The 17560-nt window shown below is 39.4% G+C and carries 15 protein-coding genes; 5 read left to right on the top strand and 10 right to left on the bottom strand.

Translation table 11 applies throughout. The features are described from left to right. Window positions 1–8: 8 nt before the first annotated feature. The 10 genes from ACHFJ9_RS09120 to ACHFJ9_RS09075 all read right to left on the bottom strand — a co-directional run bounded on the left by ACHFJ9_RS09120 (window position 9) and on the right by ACHFJ9_RS09075 (window position 12127). The gene (locus ACHFJ9_RS09120; RefSeq protein ID WP_395356573.1) at window positions 9–1274 is read right to left on the bottom strand and encodes a polysaccharide pyruvyl transferase family protein; all 1266 of its coding nucleotides are present in this window, start codon (window positions 1272–1274) and stop codon (window positions 9–11) included. After that, complete coding sequence (locus tag ACHFJ9_RS09115) at window positions 1271–2386, bottom strand: DegT/DnrJ/EryC1/StrS family aminotransferase (RefSeq protein ID WP_395356571.1); 1116 nt, start codon at window positions 2384–2386, stop codon at window positions 1271–1273. Before ACHFJ9_RS09115 ends, ACHFJ9_RS09120 begins: the two co-directional genes overlap by 4 nt. Next, a complete protein-coding gene (locus ACHFJ9_RS09110) occupies window positions 2387–3820 on the bottom strand; it encodes a lipopolysaccharide biosynthesis protein (protein ID WP_053807666.1) in 1434 nt (477 codons plus the stop codon). A gap of 6 nt (window positions 3821–3826) precedes the next feature. After that, window positions 3827–4690, bottom strand: coding sequence for a glucose-1-phosphate thymidylyltransferase RfbA (gene rfbA, locus ACHFJ9_RS09105; RefSeq protein ID WP_225461849.1), 864 nt, complete (start codon window positions 4688–4690; stop codon window positions 3827–3829). Next, on the bottom strand, window positions 4690–5766 hold the full coding sequence (rfbB, locus tag ACHFJ9_RS09100) for a dTDP-glucose 4,6-dehydratase (protein ID WP_053807664.1): 1077 nt from the start codon (window positions 5764–5766) through the stop codon (window positions 4690–4692). Before rfbB ends, rfbA begins: the two co-directional genes overlap by 1 nt. A 36-nt stretch (window positions 5767–5802) precedes the next feature. Next, window positions 5803–6612: a hypothetical protein gene (locus ACHFJ9_RS09095; protein ID WP_395356568.1), complete on the bottom strand. Its 810-nt coding sequence runs from the start codon at window positions 6610–6612 to the stop codon at window positions 5803–5805. Next, the gene (locus ACHFJ9_RS09090; RefSeq protein ID WP_225461848.1) at window positions 6599–7849 is read right to left on the bottom strand and encodes a hypothetical protein; all 1251 of its coding nucleotides are present in this window, start codon (window positions 7847–7849) and stop codon (window positions 6599–6601) included. Before ACHFJ9_RS09090 ends, ACHFJ9_RS09095 begins: the two co-directional genes overlap by 14 nt. A 37-nt stretch (window positions 7850–7886) precedes the next feature. Beyond that, on the bottom strand, window positions 7887–8789 hold the full coding sequence (locus ACHFJ9_RS09085; RefSeq protein ID WP_258638440.1) for a Wzz/FepE/Etk N-terminal domain-containing protein: 903 nt from the start codon (window positions 8787–8789) through the stop codon (window positions 7887–7889). A 52-nt stretch (window positions 8790–8841) separates the two neighbouring features. Beyond that, entirely contained in the window at window positions 8842–11544 is a 2703-nt protein-coding gene (locus ACHFJ9_RS09080) for an SLBB domain-containing protein (RefSeq protein ID WP_395356566.1), read from the bottom strand. Window positions 11545–11608: 64 nt separating this feature from the next. Next, window positions 11609–12127, bottom strand: a complete 519-nt coding sequence (locus ACHFJ9_RS09075) for a porin family protein (protein ID WP_053807659.1) — start codon at window positions 12125–12127, stop codon at window positions 11609–11611. 408 nt (window positions 12128–12535) lie between these two features. Between ACHFJ9_RS09075 and ACHFJ9_RS09070 the strand changes: the two genes are divergently transcribed. The 5 genes from ACHFJ9_RS09070 (at window position 12536) to rfaD (ending at window position 17545) form a co-directional block, all read left to right on the top strand. Beyond that, a complete protein-coding gene (locus ACHFJ9_RS09070; protein WP_025520696.1) occupies window positions 12536–12754 on the top strand; it encodes a hypothetical protein in 219 nt (72 codons plus the stop codon). Between the two features lie 76 nt (window positions 12755–12830). Further along, window positions 12831–13511: a YjbF family lipoprotein gene (locus ACHFJ9_RS09065; protein ID WP_053807658.1), complete on the top strand. Its 681-nt coding sequence runs from the start codon at window positions 12831–12833 to the stop codon at window positions 13509–13511. After that, window positions 13508–14266 (top strand): capsule biosynthesis GfcC family protein, encoded by a 759-nt coding sequence (locus ACHFJ9_RS09060; protein ID WP_258638436.1) that lies wholly within the window; start codon window positions 13508–13510, stop codon window positions 14264–14266. The genes ACHFJ9_RS09065 and ACHFJ9_RS09060 overlap by 4 nt, the downstream gene beginning before the upstream one ends. After that, a complete protein-coding gene (locus ACHFJ9_RS09055; RefSeq protein WP_258638435.1) occupies window positions 14263–16455 on the top strand; it encodes a YjbH domain-containing protein in 2193 nt (730 codons plus the stop codon). The genes ACHFJ9_RS09060 and ACHFJ9_RS09055 overlap by 4 nt, the downstream gene beginning before the upstream one ends. A gap of 148 nt (window positions 16456–16603) precedes the next feature. Beyond that, a complete protein-coding gene (gene rfaD, locus ACHFJ9_RS09050; protein ID WP_395356562.1) occupies window positions 16604–17545 on the top strand; it encodes an ADP-glyceromanno-heptose 6-epimerase in 942 nt (313 codons plus the stop codon). The last annotated feature ends 15 nt before the right edge of the window (window positions 17546–17560 follow it).

Raw genomic sequence — 17560 nt, 5'->3', positions numbered from 1 at the left:
TATCGTATTTAATCTTGGAAATGAGTAGAAAAGAATTCAATTCTTTTGTCCGCAAGTTTATCTTTATTGGAAGAAAATTCACTTGATGCGTATAATGAACTTTGATAACTAACGATATGTTCATAATTATCAATGACATATTGAATAGCACCAGATAAAGACTCTTGCATATACTCATTATAATTAAAGTACACTCCTTCAAATGCATTATCTAGCAATCCTGCATTTTTATTATAATAATATCTTAGATCAAAAACTGGTTTTACTACATTAATTACGGGTATCTGATTAGTAACGGATAAAACTAACGCATGATATCTATTACAAAGTACTAACTCAGAGTTTTTAATTAACTCAATCGCTTCATCAATTTTCAAATACCCAGTTTCAAAATCATAGATAAAGAAGTTATCTTCCTTTACTTCTTCTTTTAAATAGCTTATTGTTTTTTCGTCGACATCAAAAGTAAGAAAAACAACATTTATTCCTTTGTTTTTAAAGAATGTAACCAATGTGCGAATTGACTCAATATTTTCTTTAAATTTATTGATGTTTCCGTACTGCTCAAAAATTACATATTTACCATATTTAGATGATTTAGATTGTTCTCTTGGGTTAATTCCATCATTGATTATGTATAGGTCATCAGGTAGATAGGTAATGTCTTTAACCCCGATATCAGATAGATAAGTAGGAGATAACTTACGGTCTCGGCTAGTGATGATCGCATCTTTAGCCTCGGCAAAAATCATTTCATAGAAGTGTTTACTGCTGTCAAATGGCCCAAATCCATTTGCGGTAAAGACAATTTTTTTATTCATCTTCGCAGCGATCAAAATAGGAACAATGATTCTAAAGAGATCGTCATTTCGTGTCCACTCAAACCATAAATCATTAAAGTAGCCGCCTCCAGAAACAAGTAATACATCTGAACTTTCAATCTCTTTTTCGATCGCAGAGATATTGGTACAACGATTCAAAAGTTCTAGTGGTGTTGGATAGTAAGATTTTTCTTTACCCAATAGAACTCTTCTTAATTTTTTTAGTTGCTCAATCGGATCGAGGTTATCTTTTTTCTTCTCTGACAGTTCAACGTCGACAAAATCAAGACTAAACTCTTTCAGATAATCATTCTTTAGTTGCTCAACAAACGAACTATTGTAAGAAAAAACCACAAATTCATTTTTTGGTGAAATATCGTAAAGGTTGTTAATAAACATCCCATAATCACCAAGATTTCTATCTGCTAGTGGGCCTGTGATTGCAATTTTCATTTTTTATTTTCACTTTTACAAATTTCAACAATTTTATTAATGTCAGCTATCGACAGCTCATGATGTAATGGTAGGCAAACTACTTTTTTTGAAATGCCTCGAGATATCTCATCACTCACAATTTCAATTTCAGGATTGTTCTTATAAGCAGCATAATCAGTAATTATTGGATAAAAGTAACGTCTAGCTAATACATTACTATCTTTAAGCTTTGAAAATAGAGAATCTCTAGATTCTCCATACTCTTGTTCATCAATAAAAACTGGAAAGTATGAGTAGTTATATTTAACATCTGGCAGCTCTTTAGGAAAACTGATGCCTTTAACACCTCGTAGCTGACTACGATATTCGTTTGCAACGAACTTTCGTTGGGCAATGGCATCATCTATGATGTTCAGGGTTGCTAAACCAAAAGCTGCTTGCACTTCGTTCATTTTTGCATTGTGCGCAATTAGAGATACTTCAATATCAGAGTCAAAACCAAAGCTCTTAAGCTTGTCTAACTTCTCTTTCATCTCTTTTGTATGGCAAATGACAGCTCCCCCTTCTATTGTTGAGTAAGCCTTAGTAGCATGGAAGCTCAAGATAGAAAGGTCACCATAATTTAGGACAGAGCAACCTTTCTCTTCAACACCAAACGCATGAGCAGCATCATATATGATCTTTAGATCATGCTTATCAGCAACCTGCTGTAAGCGAGAGTGATCACATGGGGTGCCGTAAACATGCACTGGCAGAATGCCAACAGTTTTATCTGTGATTGCTGCTTCAACTTTGGCTGGGTCAAGGTTTAATGTATCTGGGTCAACATCTACAAATACAGGTTTAAGTTTGTTCAGTAATAGCGCATGACTGGTAGCAACAAAACTATAAGGCGTTGTGATGACCTCACCCTCTAACTCTAGAGCCTGTAATGCGATCACTAACGCTAATGTACCATTTGAAAAAAGGCTGATATATTCAACCCCTAGATACTCACAAAGTGCTTGCTCTAACTGTTGATGATAAGTCCCATTATTTGTAAGCCACTTCCGTTCCCAGATGTCTTCTAAGCTTGCAGTAAAGTCTTCTAAAGGTGGTAAAAGTGGAGAGGTGACGGTAATTGGTTTCATTTAATTTTTCCTAAAAATGTTGTTCACCACATACAAGTAAAGGTCTTTTTGTATAACTCTAATACTGATAATGTATAGAAATAGTGCTGAACTTAAAACAATGATAATTTGAAAAATATCACTATCTAAAAAGTTGAACCATACAGATGATATTAAAGCACTAAATATGGCTATACTCCAAATTGGAAAGAGAAATCTAAGCTGCTTTGAGGAACTCAAAGATGTTAGCTTCCCTGTATAATATGTATTAATACATAAAGAAACGTATGACTGAACGACCATTCCAATGGTAATAGCCTTAATTCCTAACGGTATTGTTACAAACAAAATAATCGTTATTAAAGTTTTCTTTATAATTTCCAATTTCAAAAAAAGATCTGAACGTCCTTTCACTTGAAGTAAGTTGAGGTTAATTGCATGGATGGGGTATAGCATATATCCAAAACACAATATTGAGATTAGTTCAGATGTAGGGCCCCAAGCAGAACCGAGTAATATATTGACTAAAGGAGTGGATATTAACCCTATACCTAAGATGATAGGAAATATAAAAAGGGAAGATAGTCTTAGCGTTAACACATAAGCACTCTCTAACTTCTCATTATCATCTTGTATTTTACTTAATAAAGGATAATTAACTCTTTGAATAATAGTTGTAAGAGTTAGTGATGGAATATGAGATAAATTCTTTGCTTGAGAGAAGTAACCAAGTTGGCTTGCAGTAAAGAACTTACCAATCACTAACTGATAGATATTGTTATAAATAGTATCTATTAGACTTGAAAGTAAAAGCTTTGACCCAAAGCCAAATAACTCAGTGAAAGATTCTTTTGAGAAGCCAGTTTTAGGTATCCATGGAGAAAGTATATTAAGTGTAATAGCACTGACAGCATAAAAAGAAAGCGTTTGAGCGACTAGAGCCCAAACCCCATAGCCTAAATAAGCCATAGTTATAGCAATTGCAGCACTAAATACTACGGCCAGAAAAGATGCCTTCGCTTGAGTCTTAAAGTCCACCTCTATGGTCAACTTTGCTCTTTGTACGACAGCAAGAGCATTGATAACCACACCAATGCCCAATACTCTAAGTAATAAAGTGAGCGTAGGTTGCTCATAAAAAGATGCTATATAAGGAGCACTACCAAAGAGCAGTATATAACAGGAAATTGAAACCAAGATATTGAAGTAGAAAGTAGTCGAAAAATCGACCTCTTTTCTATCTTGTTTGCGTATCAACGCACTGCTAAAACCACTATCAACCATTGTTTGAGAAATGGCGATAAATATTGTTAACATAGCTATGAGACCAAATGCTGAAGGCCCTAACATTCGGCCTAATATCAACATCACTATCAATTGTATAGCTTGTGTTAAAATCCTTTCTACAGCGCTCCACTTTAAGCCGGCTTTGGCTTTACTTTGAGTATCACTCACAAACGGTTAACCAGCTAAAGTTTTCAAGTACTGACCATAACTATTCTTGGCCATTAACTCTGCTCGTTGCAGAAGTTCATTTCTTGTTAACCAACCATTTGAAAAAGCAATCTCTTCCAAACAAGCAACTTTGAAGCCCTGTCTCTTTTCAATCGTTTCAACAAACTGAGCAGCTTCAAGTAAACTTTCATGAGTGCCAGTATCTAGCCATGCGAAACCACGCCCTAACATTTCTACGTTCAATTGACCTTTCTTTAGGTAAGCTTCATTCAAAGAGGTAATTTCGAGTTCACCTCTGTCAGAAGGTTTAACTTCTTTCGCAAGCTTGACAACGTCATTGTCATAGAAGTAAAGCCCTGTAACCGCATAATTAGATTTAGGTTTTTCTGGCTTTTCTTCAATTGAAACCGCCTTTTGGTTGTCATCAAATTCTACAACACCAAACCTTTCTGGATCTTTAACTTGGTAGCCAAACACCGTAGCTCCCTGAGAGCGACTAGCAGCAAGCTTCAATTTCGGGCTAAACGCCTGTCCGTAGAAAATATTATCACCTAAAACAAGGCACACACTACTATCACCAATAAACTCTTCACCTATAATAAAGGCTTGTGCTAATCCTTCAGGCTTCGGTTGAACTTCATAATTTAGTGATATCCCAAACTGGCTCCCATCTCCCAGTAGACGTACGAAGCTGTCTTTATCTTCAGGTGTCGTTATGATTAGAACATCCTTAATACCAGCAAGCATTAATACCGATAAAGGATAATAAATCATAGGCTTATCATAAACCGGAAGCAATTGCTTAGATACCCCCATCGTAATAGGAAACAATCGAGTGCCAGAGCCTCCCGCAAGAATAATGCCTTTCATTAATTTGTCCCCTTTTTGATAACACCTAAACGCTCACCGGCATATGAACCATCTAAAACACGTGACCACCAAACTTTGTTTTCCAAGTACCACTCCACCGTTTTTCTGATACCTGAATCAAAAGTTTCTTCCGGTTTCCACCCAAGTTCACGCTCAATCTTTGTCGCATCTATCGCGTAACGAACATCATGACCCGGACGATCAGAGACGTAAGTTATAAGATCTACATATTCTTTAACACCACTTGGTTTATTTGGTACGAGCTCTTCTAAAATAGTACAAATGGTTTTGACAACCTCAATGTTAGCTTTCTCATTGTGACCACCTATATTGTAAGTTTCGCCCACCAAGCCTTCTCTTACCACTTTATACAGTGCACGGGCATGGTCTTCTACATATAGCCAATCTCTAATTTGCATCCCATCGCCATATACGGGCAAAGACTTACCCTCTAAGGCATTGAGGATCATCAATGGAATAAGCTTTTCTGGAAAATGATAAGGGCCGTAGTTATTAGAGCAATTGGTAATGATTGTGGGTAAACCATAGGTACGTAGCCATGCTCGAACTAGATGATCACTTGATGCCTTTGAAGCGGAATAAGGACTCGATGGAGAATAAGGCGTTGTTTCAGTGAATAAATCATCAGTTCCCTCTAGATCACCATACACTTCATCTGTTGAGATATGATGAAAACGGAATTGTTCTTTAAATTCCTGCTCCAAGCCATTCCAGTAATTACGTGCAGCTTCAAGTAATGCGTAAGTTCCTACGATATTAGTTTCAATGAAAGCAGACGGGCCATCGATAGATCTATCTACATGAGACTCCGCAGCTAAGTGCATTACCGCATCAGGTTTATGCTTTGAAAATACTGTCTCTAATGACTCTCTATCGCAGATATCAACTTTCTCAAAAACATAACGCTCACTATCCATAACATCAGACAAAGACTCAAGGTTTCCTGCGTATGTCAGCTTGTCTACATTAACAACGGAGTCTTCCGTGTTGTTGATTATGTGGCGAATAACAGCTGAACCAATAAATCCAGCGCCACCCGTTACCAAAATTTTCATAATTTACCCTTAATTGAAACTTACAGATGTTAACGTCTATTTTTTATTTCTATAGTATTTAAAAAACACATCTATATTTTCTTTACAAAATGAAAAAAAGCTGACTGATTTTCTATACTCAGGATATTTTTTCATAGCAAACAATAAAAATATAAAAAATCCAATAACATTAAAACATCTATACATAAACGATAACTTACTTGAACGCATTCTTTTATTTCCCCAATCTCTACCAGAACTTTCTATTGGATGTAAGTTGATAGTTTTTGGGAAATATTTTAAGTTTAAACCTTTGTTAAAACAATCCAATAAAAATATATTTTCTTCCGATGCTGGAAGTTGAGTCCCCAAACCAAAGCGTTCATCAAATTTCACTTCTTTTTTCATGATAGATTCTCGCTTGGCAGCAACTTCAATTGATGACACTTTAAATATTGTCTTGTTTGTATGTAAAAATGCGTTACTATTATATTTTTTGAAGTCTAACCCATCCGGAGTTTTTACTTTAAATGTTGCTATATCAACATTCCCATCAAAGCTACTTTTTATTATATCGAAAGCTTCATTTACATAGCTAACATCATCATCACAAAATACCACCACATCTGAGAATGACTTACTCAGAGCTAAGTTTCTACTTTTAGATAGCCCACTATCACTTGAACTGTAATATAAAAAGTCAACTCGACTCTCTAACCATTCCTTGATAGATTCCGTTAAAACATAGCTATCTTTTATCTGATGAACAACAATATATGTCACCGCTTCATCTTTAGGAAAATTCCCAAACATCAAGCGTTCAATCCCATCATTTAAAGTGCTTATTAGAACATTAATTGTTAACATTATTACTCTGGAATTCTGCTAGTTTATATATGGAAAAGATCATTAGTAACACCCATAAAAAATGAGTACTTAGATATTCTGAACGGTATGTGGAAGTTACTAGGAAGTGGAATGACATTATAGCACCTATAAGGTAAGTGTTATTCTTAAAACCATACTTCAAGCCTGGGTAAATCAGTTTAAAGTAAAAAATCAAGATCAAACCAACGCCAACAACACCTCCCTCCCAAAACATATCCAATGTATAGTTATTCGTAATTCTGAATAAATAATCCTCACTTCGCATACCAAAGCTATCTAAAACAGACATGGTACCAAGTCCATGACCAAAAATTAGTTGAGCTAGGTTAGACTCTGCTAATAAAGTAGTAAATGAAACCATAAATTGGCTACGAGAAGAGCCGCCAGTTGCTTCGTGCTGTAGCTTGTAATAGATAAAATCTAAAAGCAACGTACCTAAATACGTCAGCACCAACAATAAACAAAAAACCAGCAATAGCACAAAAAAGTGACTGATTCTTGTTTTTCCAGTTAATACTGTCTTCAAGGCAATCAAAGAAAATACAAAAGCACAAATTAAAGCAAAGTTAACATAGGCTCCGCCAGAAAAAGAAAGTACGACGATAACAACAGTCATTCCCAACATTGCTAGTCTTATAGCTTTCTTTGCAACTAATACTGTAATAAGCAGCATACACTCCATCAAAACCGGGGAAAGGAAATTCGGCTCTTCCGCTATCGAGGTCACTCGAGAAGGAAAAATTGAGCGTAAAGCTGCAGGCACACCATGCATCCAGTCTCTAGTTTCTACGAAAAATGGGATACCAATAAAATTGCAAATAACTTGCCAATACCCAAGCAAAATAAAATTAAATACAGTGAGCAAGCCAAGCTTAAGGATAAGTTTCACACGTTTTTCATCAGCTACTGCCAACCAAATTGTAAATAGCACCAAATTAAGTGTTAGTGCTATTAGTGTAAACATCCTGCCTATAACTACTGACTTTAAGTAATCAGCAACAAGGTAATCTCGATTTATCAAAATACTAAATAATGAGACAAGAAAGACAGACAAAAATATAAGAATTACACCAAAGGAATATTTATCAAACGTGAGTTTCTTGGAAATAGTGATGTAGTAGAAAAATGTAATTAATGCTGATAGGAATAAGAGGACTAAAACTATCTTATTCCATTTTGTTACTGAAAGGGGGGCCAATATAGCAAAGAGGTACATATGTACCCCTAAGAGTTTATTTGGATCAAGGCTCAAATTAAACATTTTTTCTTGATAGTGCAATACGGAACAACGCAATAACCATTGCCAAAATACCACCGATCAAAGTACCAAGAACGCAAATAATAGCTCGACTTGGGCTATCTTTTTCTTCCGGAACCACTGGTGGATCGATAATATCGAAGATGTAGTTCTCTTGTGCCTCAGCAAGCATTAATTTCTTAGTTTGCTCTTCAACTAATTGATAAAAAACATTCTGCATTTCAGAGAGGTTTGTAAGATTCAGCTGCTTCTCTAAGTATTGAATATTATTCTTAGCTTGGTTGATGTCCTTGTTCTTCATCCATTCGTTCAGGTCTGAGATCAGCCAATCAAGCCATTGTTTTGCTAAAACTGGCGATTGGTTCGTCAAAGAAACAATAGTTGAACCACTCGTTTTATTTGAATCGATAACGAGTAACTCATTAAGAACTTTCGTGGCCTCTAAAATGGTTGGCTTTGGTGTTTTTCCGTCACTAACAACTCTTGTCCAAGTGCTTGTACTTTCGTCATAAATCTCCGGGTCAATATATACTTTTCCAGTAGCTGCATCCCAATGCTCGATTGCCATTAATGGGATCAAAATATCTCTACGTTCAATGAATGCTCCTAAGAATACTCTTGAGCGTAGGGACTCTAAAGCAATAGCTTGTTTGGAACTGTCTTGGCTACCAAACCCCGCTAACGCAGCTAAACCACCCAATTGCCCCACAGTTGAGCTAGGCGTATTGTCTGTTACCGGAAAAAGTACAGCTTCAGATTTGTAGAGATTTGGCTTTGACATAGCAAAAAGCACTGACGCAACCGCAAATATGAATGTGATAGCAACGATCATTATTTTCTGTTGCCAAAGTAAGCGTATTAGCTCACCAATATCTAGTTCAAGTTGATTCTTTTCCATTAATATTAAAGGGGGATTTCTCCCCCTTTCTCTTGTTGAGTGGCTTAAGTCATTACTTCAGTGCGTTGATAGCAACACCTGTTTGGTAAAGGATCTGCGTTGCTGCAGTCCATGTGCTTAATGCATCACGGTAGTCGGTATCAATTGGTACTACAATAGTATCGCCAGCTTTTAACCCTTCTTTATTATTTCCAAACCAATAACCTGATGAAGGCTTGTAAACAGAACCATCCGCTCGCACTACAAAAATGCGATCTTCGTCCGCTTGCTTTTTAGCACCACCCGCTTTGTTCAGATAATCATCGACATCAAGTTTATTGTCCAACAAGTAGGTAATTGGAACCTGAACTTCTCCCATAATTGATACTGTGTTTCGGAAAGTTGGAACGAAGAGGAAATCACCGTCCTCAAGCATAAAGTCTGCTGAGCGCTCGCCTTTTAAAATACGGTTTAACTGTACCACCATACGGCCAAGTGCTTTGCTTCGGCTTGCTTCCTCTACAAACGCTAACGTTTTCTCTGGGTCTGAAATTACGGAAGCCATATTACTATCGGCTCGGAACGTCTTCTTCGCGGTTTCTTTGCGCATATCTGCGGCATATTGGTTTAAAAGCTTCTGCTCTTGTAAACGCAATGCTTCACGCGTAAATATTGCTCCTTGAGGATGAGCAAACTCTGTGAGACCACCTGCTCGGCCCAATAACTCACTTAGAGTCTCCCCTTGGCGCACGGTATAAGTGCCAGGGAAACGAACTTCACCCTGTAAAGTGACTGTGCTTTGTAGCTTCACGTTTGGCTTTTCTAGGATGTTCAAACGATCTCGGCCTACAATAATTGCATCGTCTGAAGCACTACCTTGGATTGCTTTACGTAAATCAATACGTTCAACATCAATATACGCACGCTCATCCGCACTATTAATCGCGGTTCGCGCTAGTTCTGCATTAATTGTGAATGCGTTGTAAGTTAAACCACCAGCGGCTTCAATAAGCGTTGATACCGTCATTCTTGGAGTGATCGGGTAGCGCCCTGGGTGCTTCACTTCACCAAAGACTTCAGCAATTTGAGGGGCTAGCCCCAAACGAGACTGTTGCTGAAGTTGTAACAACACTGGTGCAAGCAAAGTGCGACGAGTATTTTGCTTCAGCTTTTCAAAGTCTTCCTCTGTAATCTCTTTACCACGGAAAATGATTTTAGCTGGTTTCGCCTGCTCTGTGGTGCTCTGGTTATTCAGCGTACCGTTTGCTGAATGCGAAACGGCAACAGAAGAGCTCATCACTTCTTGCTCTTTCTGTTGTTCCAGCTCAGCTTGCTCTTGCGCTTGCTCTAATGTTTTTGCTTTTGAAACAGCATCTTGCGTTGCTAATGTATCTAAGTCTTCGTTATTAAAGCGGTTGAAAACCAATATACGGTCTCGTGAGTGTAACTTAAGGTTGTCTTGGCTACCTGGTGATAGAATCGCGTTGGCTAAGCTTAGTTGGAACACTTCAATATCACGCTGTGGATTAATCTCTCTTACCACAACCGCATAGTTAACATCAGCTGTAGAATTAAAAGCTGAGTCAACAGATTTGAAAAGATCGGCAACACGAAGGCCATTGCGCCATTCCACATAGCCAGGATGACGAACATCACCCTCTACCTGCACGTAACGAGTAAGCTCTTCGCTTTTTTTCAAGATCTTGATGGCGTCGCCATTTTTAACTTTACTCTGTCGATCTTGCGTTTTATTGAAATCAAGCGTCAAAGCCTCACGAGCGCCATGTGAAGCGTAGCGTTTTATCTCCAACTGCTCGACATGAGCATTCGCAGTAAAACCACCAGCCATCTGAATAAGTTGCTGGTATGTTTCACCTTGCTTGACTTCATAAATTGCAGGACGGTTGATCTCGCCTTCTATAGACACGGTATCGTTAACAGAACCAATTAAAACAACATCATCCGGTAGTAAGCGCACATCATTACTTGCATCACCTTTTAGTAACAGGTCATACATATCCAACTTACGAATGATTTTACCATCACGCTTTAGCTGAATATCTCGCAACGCTCCACTTTCACCAAAACCGCCACTGTAATAGATAGCTTGTGATATTGTCGTTAATGCGCTAACCGTGTAGGCACCAGGCTTATATGCATCCCCCATTACAAACACTTGCATGGTGCGTAGTTCACCTAATGAGATATCACTACGAACACCTATCATTTGTTCTTTTACACGTTGTGTCAGAGAATCTCTAACATCGGAAAAGTGCATACCTGCAACATTTACCGGACCAAGAGAAGGAAAGTTGATTGTACCTGCACGATTTACACGTAAACGATGTGTTTCATTCTCCTTACCAAACAACTGTACAATGATTTCATCGCCTGCTCCCACGGTATAATTTGCTGGTACAGGTACATCACTGATCGGAGCAAAAGTACTTGGAGAACCAGCAAAAAGATCTAAACCAAAACGTTTTAACTCTTCCTGCTCACCTTTTTTTAGCCATTGTTCTTCTATATTGGAAGATAAGGCACCACTAGCTTCAGCTCTAGGTTTGATTACTTGCGGGTTTTCGTAAGGAGACTTGTTTGAGGACGAACTAGAGGGAATTGAGAAACCATATTTACTCGCCAGTGCCTGCTGTTGGTCGACGGGTAAGTTTTGAAACATTTTTATTTGTTCTGGAGTGGGTGTTTGTGCCATCGAATAAGACGCAAACGTACTTGCTAGTATAAAAGCGGCAACAGAAAGAAATCCTTTAAACATGGTATGTCACTATAATAATTGAATAAAAAATCCTAGCCCCAAATTTGAGCTCTAGGTATTTAAATTAGAATCGGTGCTGAAAGCCCAGTGTAATCGAGTTAAGGCGAACCTGATCTTCCGATACGTTATCAACAAACTCAAATATCACTGCACTTTGGTTGTTCAACGCATAGTGCATACCAAGCCCAAAACTAAATCCTTGTTCTTTATGTGAGCCTACATTTTGCAGATCGAGCTGAACGCTTGAATACCCAGCTAAACCATAAAGTGCAATTTGCCCTGAAACCGGCATATTCAGCTTAACAAAGCCACTCATCGCACTATCAACCGCAAGACCACTGTCGCGTTGAACCGACGTCCCATAACGCCCTTCTAAGCCGATATAGTCATTAAAGAAATAACCAGCTTGCGCACTAAGAAGGAAAGGACTTCCCTCTTTCACGGACCCGGAAGACGAGCTTTTCAATTCTGCATTTGAGTAGCTCACTAGAGCGCCCGCGTAAAAATCGGCTGACGCTGAAAAAGAACTCAGGCTCAAGCCCAGTGCACTAAGTATTCCCAAACAATGCTGATTTCTTATCACGTAAAAGTTCCTAGTACTGGTAATAATTATGGACTGCTAGGCAAAGTTAAGCTTGCTATGCAGATCATTAAATGCTGTCGTCATAAATGGCACGCTACCGCCCCGAGGCGTTGAGCGTAAGCCACTGTATCGCTCTTTATATGGTATAAGTGAAACGGCCTGTTTACCCCAAATAATCTAATACTGAGCGAAACGAGCCGACAAATTATGCACTCTTGGTAGTTTATCAGCAAGCAACGGAGCAAGATAACCGCGTAATGTCACGTTGGTGTTAGAAATGAGAACGACAGACATGGCAAAATAAGAAACTATTTACATGCCAATGCTTTTTTATCTAGAATATAATTTGGTGCATATTTTATGCTACCAAACATCGATGTTTTTATACCGGATACACAAGGATTAATAATGAAGAATACAGCTCTAGCTATTCTTATGGCTCTAAGCGCATCAACTGCATTTGCAGCAGAAGAAGCAGGTTCAGCAGGTGCAGCTTCTGCTTCTGCAACAGGCACAACAGCTGTAGCAGTAGGTGCGGCAGCAGCAGTGACTGTAGTAGCAGTTGCAGCGTCAGATAGCGATTCGACTACGACGTCTACTTCAGCATCAGCTCCTACTACTAACTAATTTTGTTTTGTAGTTTGTAGATAGAAGACAATCGCCCTGATTCACTCAGGGCGATTTTATTTGATAAGAGGGATCAATGAATATCTTCCGAACGTCTAAATGGCTACGCACAGTTCTCACTCTTCCGCTATTCTCCTTACTCTTTGGTTGCACACAAAAGTTCAATGATGTATCAGCCACAGTCCAAGAAGCATATGGTAACTACATCGATGTAGAGATGACCCCAGAAGAAATAAATGCCGTTCCTTATGCCAGTGCCTATTTGAAACTTGGGAATCAAAAACAGGTCTTTGTTGTTTTAGCTTTTGCAGAACGAAACTCTCTCAATGGAAAAATACAACTGAAATGGGTAAGTGCTGACAAAGCTATGCTCGTTACAGAGAATGGGCATATCGTCAAAACGATTGGACTACAGAATGGAGACTTAGCGGGCGTTTATGGTGATGTGCCAGACTTTTCTTCAAACTCGGCTTCTGTCAACTACACGCTCTCATACGATTGGACAAAACAATATCGTTATGGCTTTCCTGCAAATGTGAATCGCTTTTATGCAGGCAAAGAAACGTTGACGACACCTATTTCTAACGCCATGACCGACGTATATAAAGAAGTTGTTGAGTTTAGCAGCCTTTCTCAATCGGTCGAAAACTACTATTGGGTCAATGAACAGGGTCAGGTTGTTAAAACCTTACAACATTTAGGGCCAAATATGATTCCGGTTGAGTTAACCATTTTAAAGGGGTATAGCAAATCATGAGCAAGCGACTACTCACATTATTCGGTTTGGTCATGCCACTTTTTAGCTCACATAGCTTCGCTCAAACAGAAACCTCTACTACACAGTCATTAAATGTTGAGTTGCTAGAAGTAGGAAAACAGCTGCAATTTCAAGGGCCGACTCGTTTAGAAAGTGTGTTAGCACTTGCTAAGGAGCAAAGCTTCTCGCAGCAATATCCTCTGGGTACGACTTTGTTTGATAAATCGGAACGCGCCGAGAAAACCTCTACCGCTTTAAAGAACTCGGTGCTCAATCAAATGATTCAACACAATTTGGTTGCACATCCATTCTACAAATTCATTCAGAAGCAAAGCTTTGCACCACGAGTACTGTCTGCAATCGATGTTGATAAAGTTCGACTAAATAAATTCGACAATCCGCTTTTGCACGGCAATTACGTTCTAGTAAGCCCTCTACGCGAAGAAAAAGTATTTTACTTAGGAAACCTAAATAGCGTTTATTCCGTTAAGGGGCAGGCAGGCATCCCTTTGCAGAGACAAATAGAGAGTTTGAAAAGTAATATTGGTACGCTATCAACGCCGCCAGTGTTGATCTACCCAGATGGTCATGTAGTTAAGCCGCATCACGGAGCTTGGTTAACAACACAATATTACTTACCACCTCTGACATTGGTATATGTCCCATTTGATGATCTTGAATACTCCGAAATGGACCAAGATATTGTCCGCCTACTCACTCAACTGATACCAAATTCCACAAAGAGACCACAATGATGCCAATTAGAAAAAGCTTAACCCTTTCTTTAATGGGTCCAGCATTGGTTTGGGCTCAAGAAATACCCTTTGAGGCTCCCTCGTTACAGCCTTCTCAATCTGACTTTGGTGGTGTTGGCTTAATGCAGATGCCAACCGGACGTATGGCTCCTGAAGGGGAGTTCAACTTTTCTGTTACTGGGAGTAACGAATACCTTTTTTACAATGTAACCTTGCAGGTACTACCTTGGCTAGAAACAACTATTCGGTATACTCGAGTTCAAGACTTGCCATACTCCACATCACTTCCTGATGTAGACAATGAGTACACAGACAAAGGGATAGATTTTAAATTTAGATTATGGGAAGAATCTGAATACATGCCAGAAATTGCCCTAGGTGTGAGAGACTTTGCTGGTACCGGCCTTTTTGATGCTGAGTTTATTGCAGCGACAAAACGATATTCTAATTCGAAATTAGGTACTTTTGATTTTACTTTGGGTATGGGTTGGGGCTACTTGGGAACCAGAGACAATATAACCAATCCATTTTGCAAAGCATCAGACAAATTCTGTGAACGTTCTGAAGAGTTTCTTGATTCTGGAGGAACAACTAATTTTGACAGAGCTTTCAAAGGGCCTGCGGCTTTATTTGGTGGTATAGAGTTCCAGACGTTGCACGCTCCTTTACGATTTAAAGTTGAGTACGACAGCAATGATTATTCTACAGACTATGCAGTTGTGGGGGCAGATGTTGATATGAAGCCCCACACACCATGGAACTTTGGTGTTCTCTACCGTCTAGGCATGGCCGATTTTCGTTTAAGTTATGAACGCGGCGATACTTTAGTAGCAGGCTTAACGCTAAACACTAATTTCAATGACATGCCATCATTCTGGCGAGACACACCAACCCCAGAAGTGGAAGATAACCAACCCAAAGAACTGTCTGATGTTGATTGGGAACGTGTAACAGAAGATTTAGACAAAATTGCTGGCTATCGAAACACGCGTGTTTATGTTGATAACAATACAGTAACTGTCGTTGGTGAGCAGAAAAAATATCGTGACCGTACAGAGGCACACGAGAAAGCGGCAGCTGTACTCCATAATGAAATGCCTGACGATATTGATACCTATGCGATCAATGAACGTAGCCGAGGCTTAGTCGGCGAACAAACGATTATTTCCAAAGAGAAATATCGCGACTTTGCCCAAGTTAATTACATCAATCCGAAAATAGAAGATGCAACCTCAAGGGCTACTACTAAGCCAATGGGAGAATCTGTCTACGATGGTTTTGAACGTTTTGATTGGGGCTTTGCACCTAAACTAGTTCAAACTCTCGGAAACGCTGAAGATTTCTATCTCTTTAGTGTAGGGCTAAGCGGTAATGCCTCATATTGGCTGACGGACAACCTTGAAATTGGCGGTTCGTTATACTGGGATTGGTATAACAACTACGATAAGTTTATTTATGTCACTCCACCTGATGGCACTACTGTTCCTCGTGTTCGCACCATGTTCCGAGCTTACCAAAATGAACATGCTGTAACCATGTCAAACTTACAATTGACTTGGTTCCAAGAGTATTCCGATACGATGGATCAGCAATTCTACGCGGGCTATCTGGAGAGTATGTTTGCTGGAGTCGGTACCGAGTTTCTTTACCGTCCACAAGGAGCTAACTGGGCGATTGGCGCTGACGTCAACGTAATTTCTCAACGTGATCCACAAAGTTACTTCGGTGTTTACGATGAGAAATGGCAGAACGTTCCAGAATATGGACGTCCATTCCAAGTTATTGATAAAGGATTCACTGGTTTTGTATCTGGTTACTACTACCCTCAATGGGAATTCCTACAAGATTTGATGATCCAAGTCGATGTTGGTCAGTTCTTAGCTGGCGATGTTGGTACACAAATCAATGTTTCTAAGCAGTTCAAGAGTGGCGTAATTGCTGGCGCCTTTGCCTCATTTACAGACTTGTCTGCAGACGAATTTGGTGAAGGTAGCTTTACTAAAGGTTTCTACTTGTCGATTCCGTTTGACATCATGACCGTTAAGCCAAGTAACAATCGTGCGAACTTTAGTTGGCAGCCTCTTACTCGTGACGGAGGGCAGAAGCTCGGCCGCAAATACAGCTTAATTGAATTAACCGACGAACGAAACCCTTGGTACCAAAGACCTAACCGTTCGGATGTGGAATAATAAAGTAATCAAGGGAGCTGCGGCTCCCTTTTTCATATCTAGATACTAAGTCATAGAAGACTAAAACCTATCTTCCTGCTTCCAATAGCGCTACTTTTCGTTTCTTGCTAGAATTCCTGAGAAAATTTTAATCTATGGTGGAAGTTCTATGATCATCGTAACTGGTGGCGCTGGCATGATCGGCAGCAACATTGTTAAAGCACTAAACGAAGCTGGTATTAACGATATCCTGGTTGTCGACAACCTAAAAAATGGCAAAAAGTTTAAGAACTTAGTTGATCTGGACATCACAGATTACATGGATCGTGACGACTTTCTGACCCAAATTATGGCGGGCGATGATTTTGGTCCGATTGAAGCAATTTTCCACGAAGGCGCTTGCTCTGCAACGACTGAGTGGGATGGTAAATACATGATGCTAAATAACTATGAGTACTCCAAAGAGCTACTTCATTACTGTTTAGACCGCGAGATTCCATTCCTATACGCTTCTTCAGCAGCCACTTACGGCGATACAGATACTTTCGTTGAAGAACGCGAATACGAAGGCGCACTGAATGTATACGGTTACTCGAAACAGCAGTTTGATAACTACGTTCGTCGCCTATGGCAAGACGCTGAAGAACATGGTGAAACCCTTTCTCAAATCACCGGCTTCCGCTACTTCAACGTATATGGCCCACGTGAAGACCACAAAGGCAGCATGGCTTCAGTCGCATTCCACCTCAACAACCAACTTAATGCAGGTGAAAACCCTAAGTTGTTCGCGGGTAGCGAATCATTTAAACGCGACTTCGTTTACGTTGGTGATGTCTGTAAAGTAAACCTGTGGTTCTTAGAAAATGGTGTGTCAGGCATTTTTAACTGCGGCACTGGCCGTGCTGAATCTTTTGAAGAAGTAGCAAAAGCAGTTATCAAGCATCATGGCAACGGTCAAATTGAGACCATCCCATTCCCTGAGCACCTAAAAGGCGCTTACCAAGAATTCACACAAGCGGATCTGACCAAACTGCGCACCGCAGGCTGTGATGTTGAGTTCAAGACGGTTGCAGAAGGCGTTGCCGAATACTTAACTATCCAAAACCGTTAAGCACCACAAGGTGGC

Source organism: Vibrio sp. D3 (assembly GCF_043995865.1).
In the GTDB taxonomy this organism is placed as follows: domain Bacteria; phylum Pseudomonadota; class Gammaproteobacteria; order Enterobacterales; family Vibrionaceae; genus Vibrio; species Vibrio diabolicus.
The sequence above is the reverse complement of the archived record's forward strand: the minus strand, read 5'-3'. Positions and strand labels throughout refer to the sequence as shown.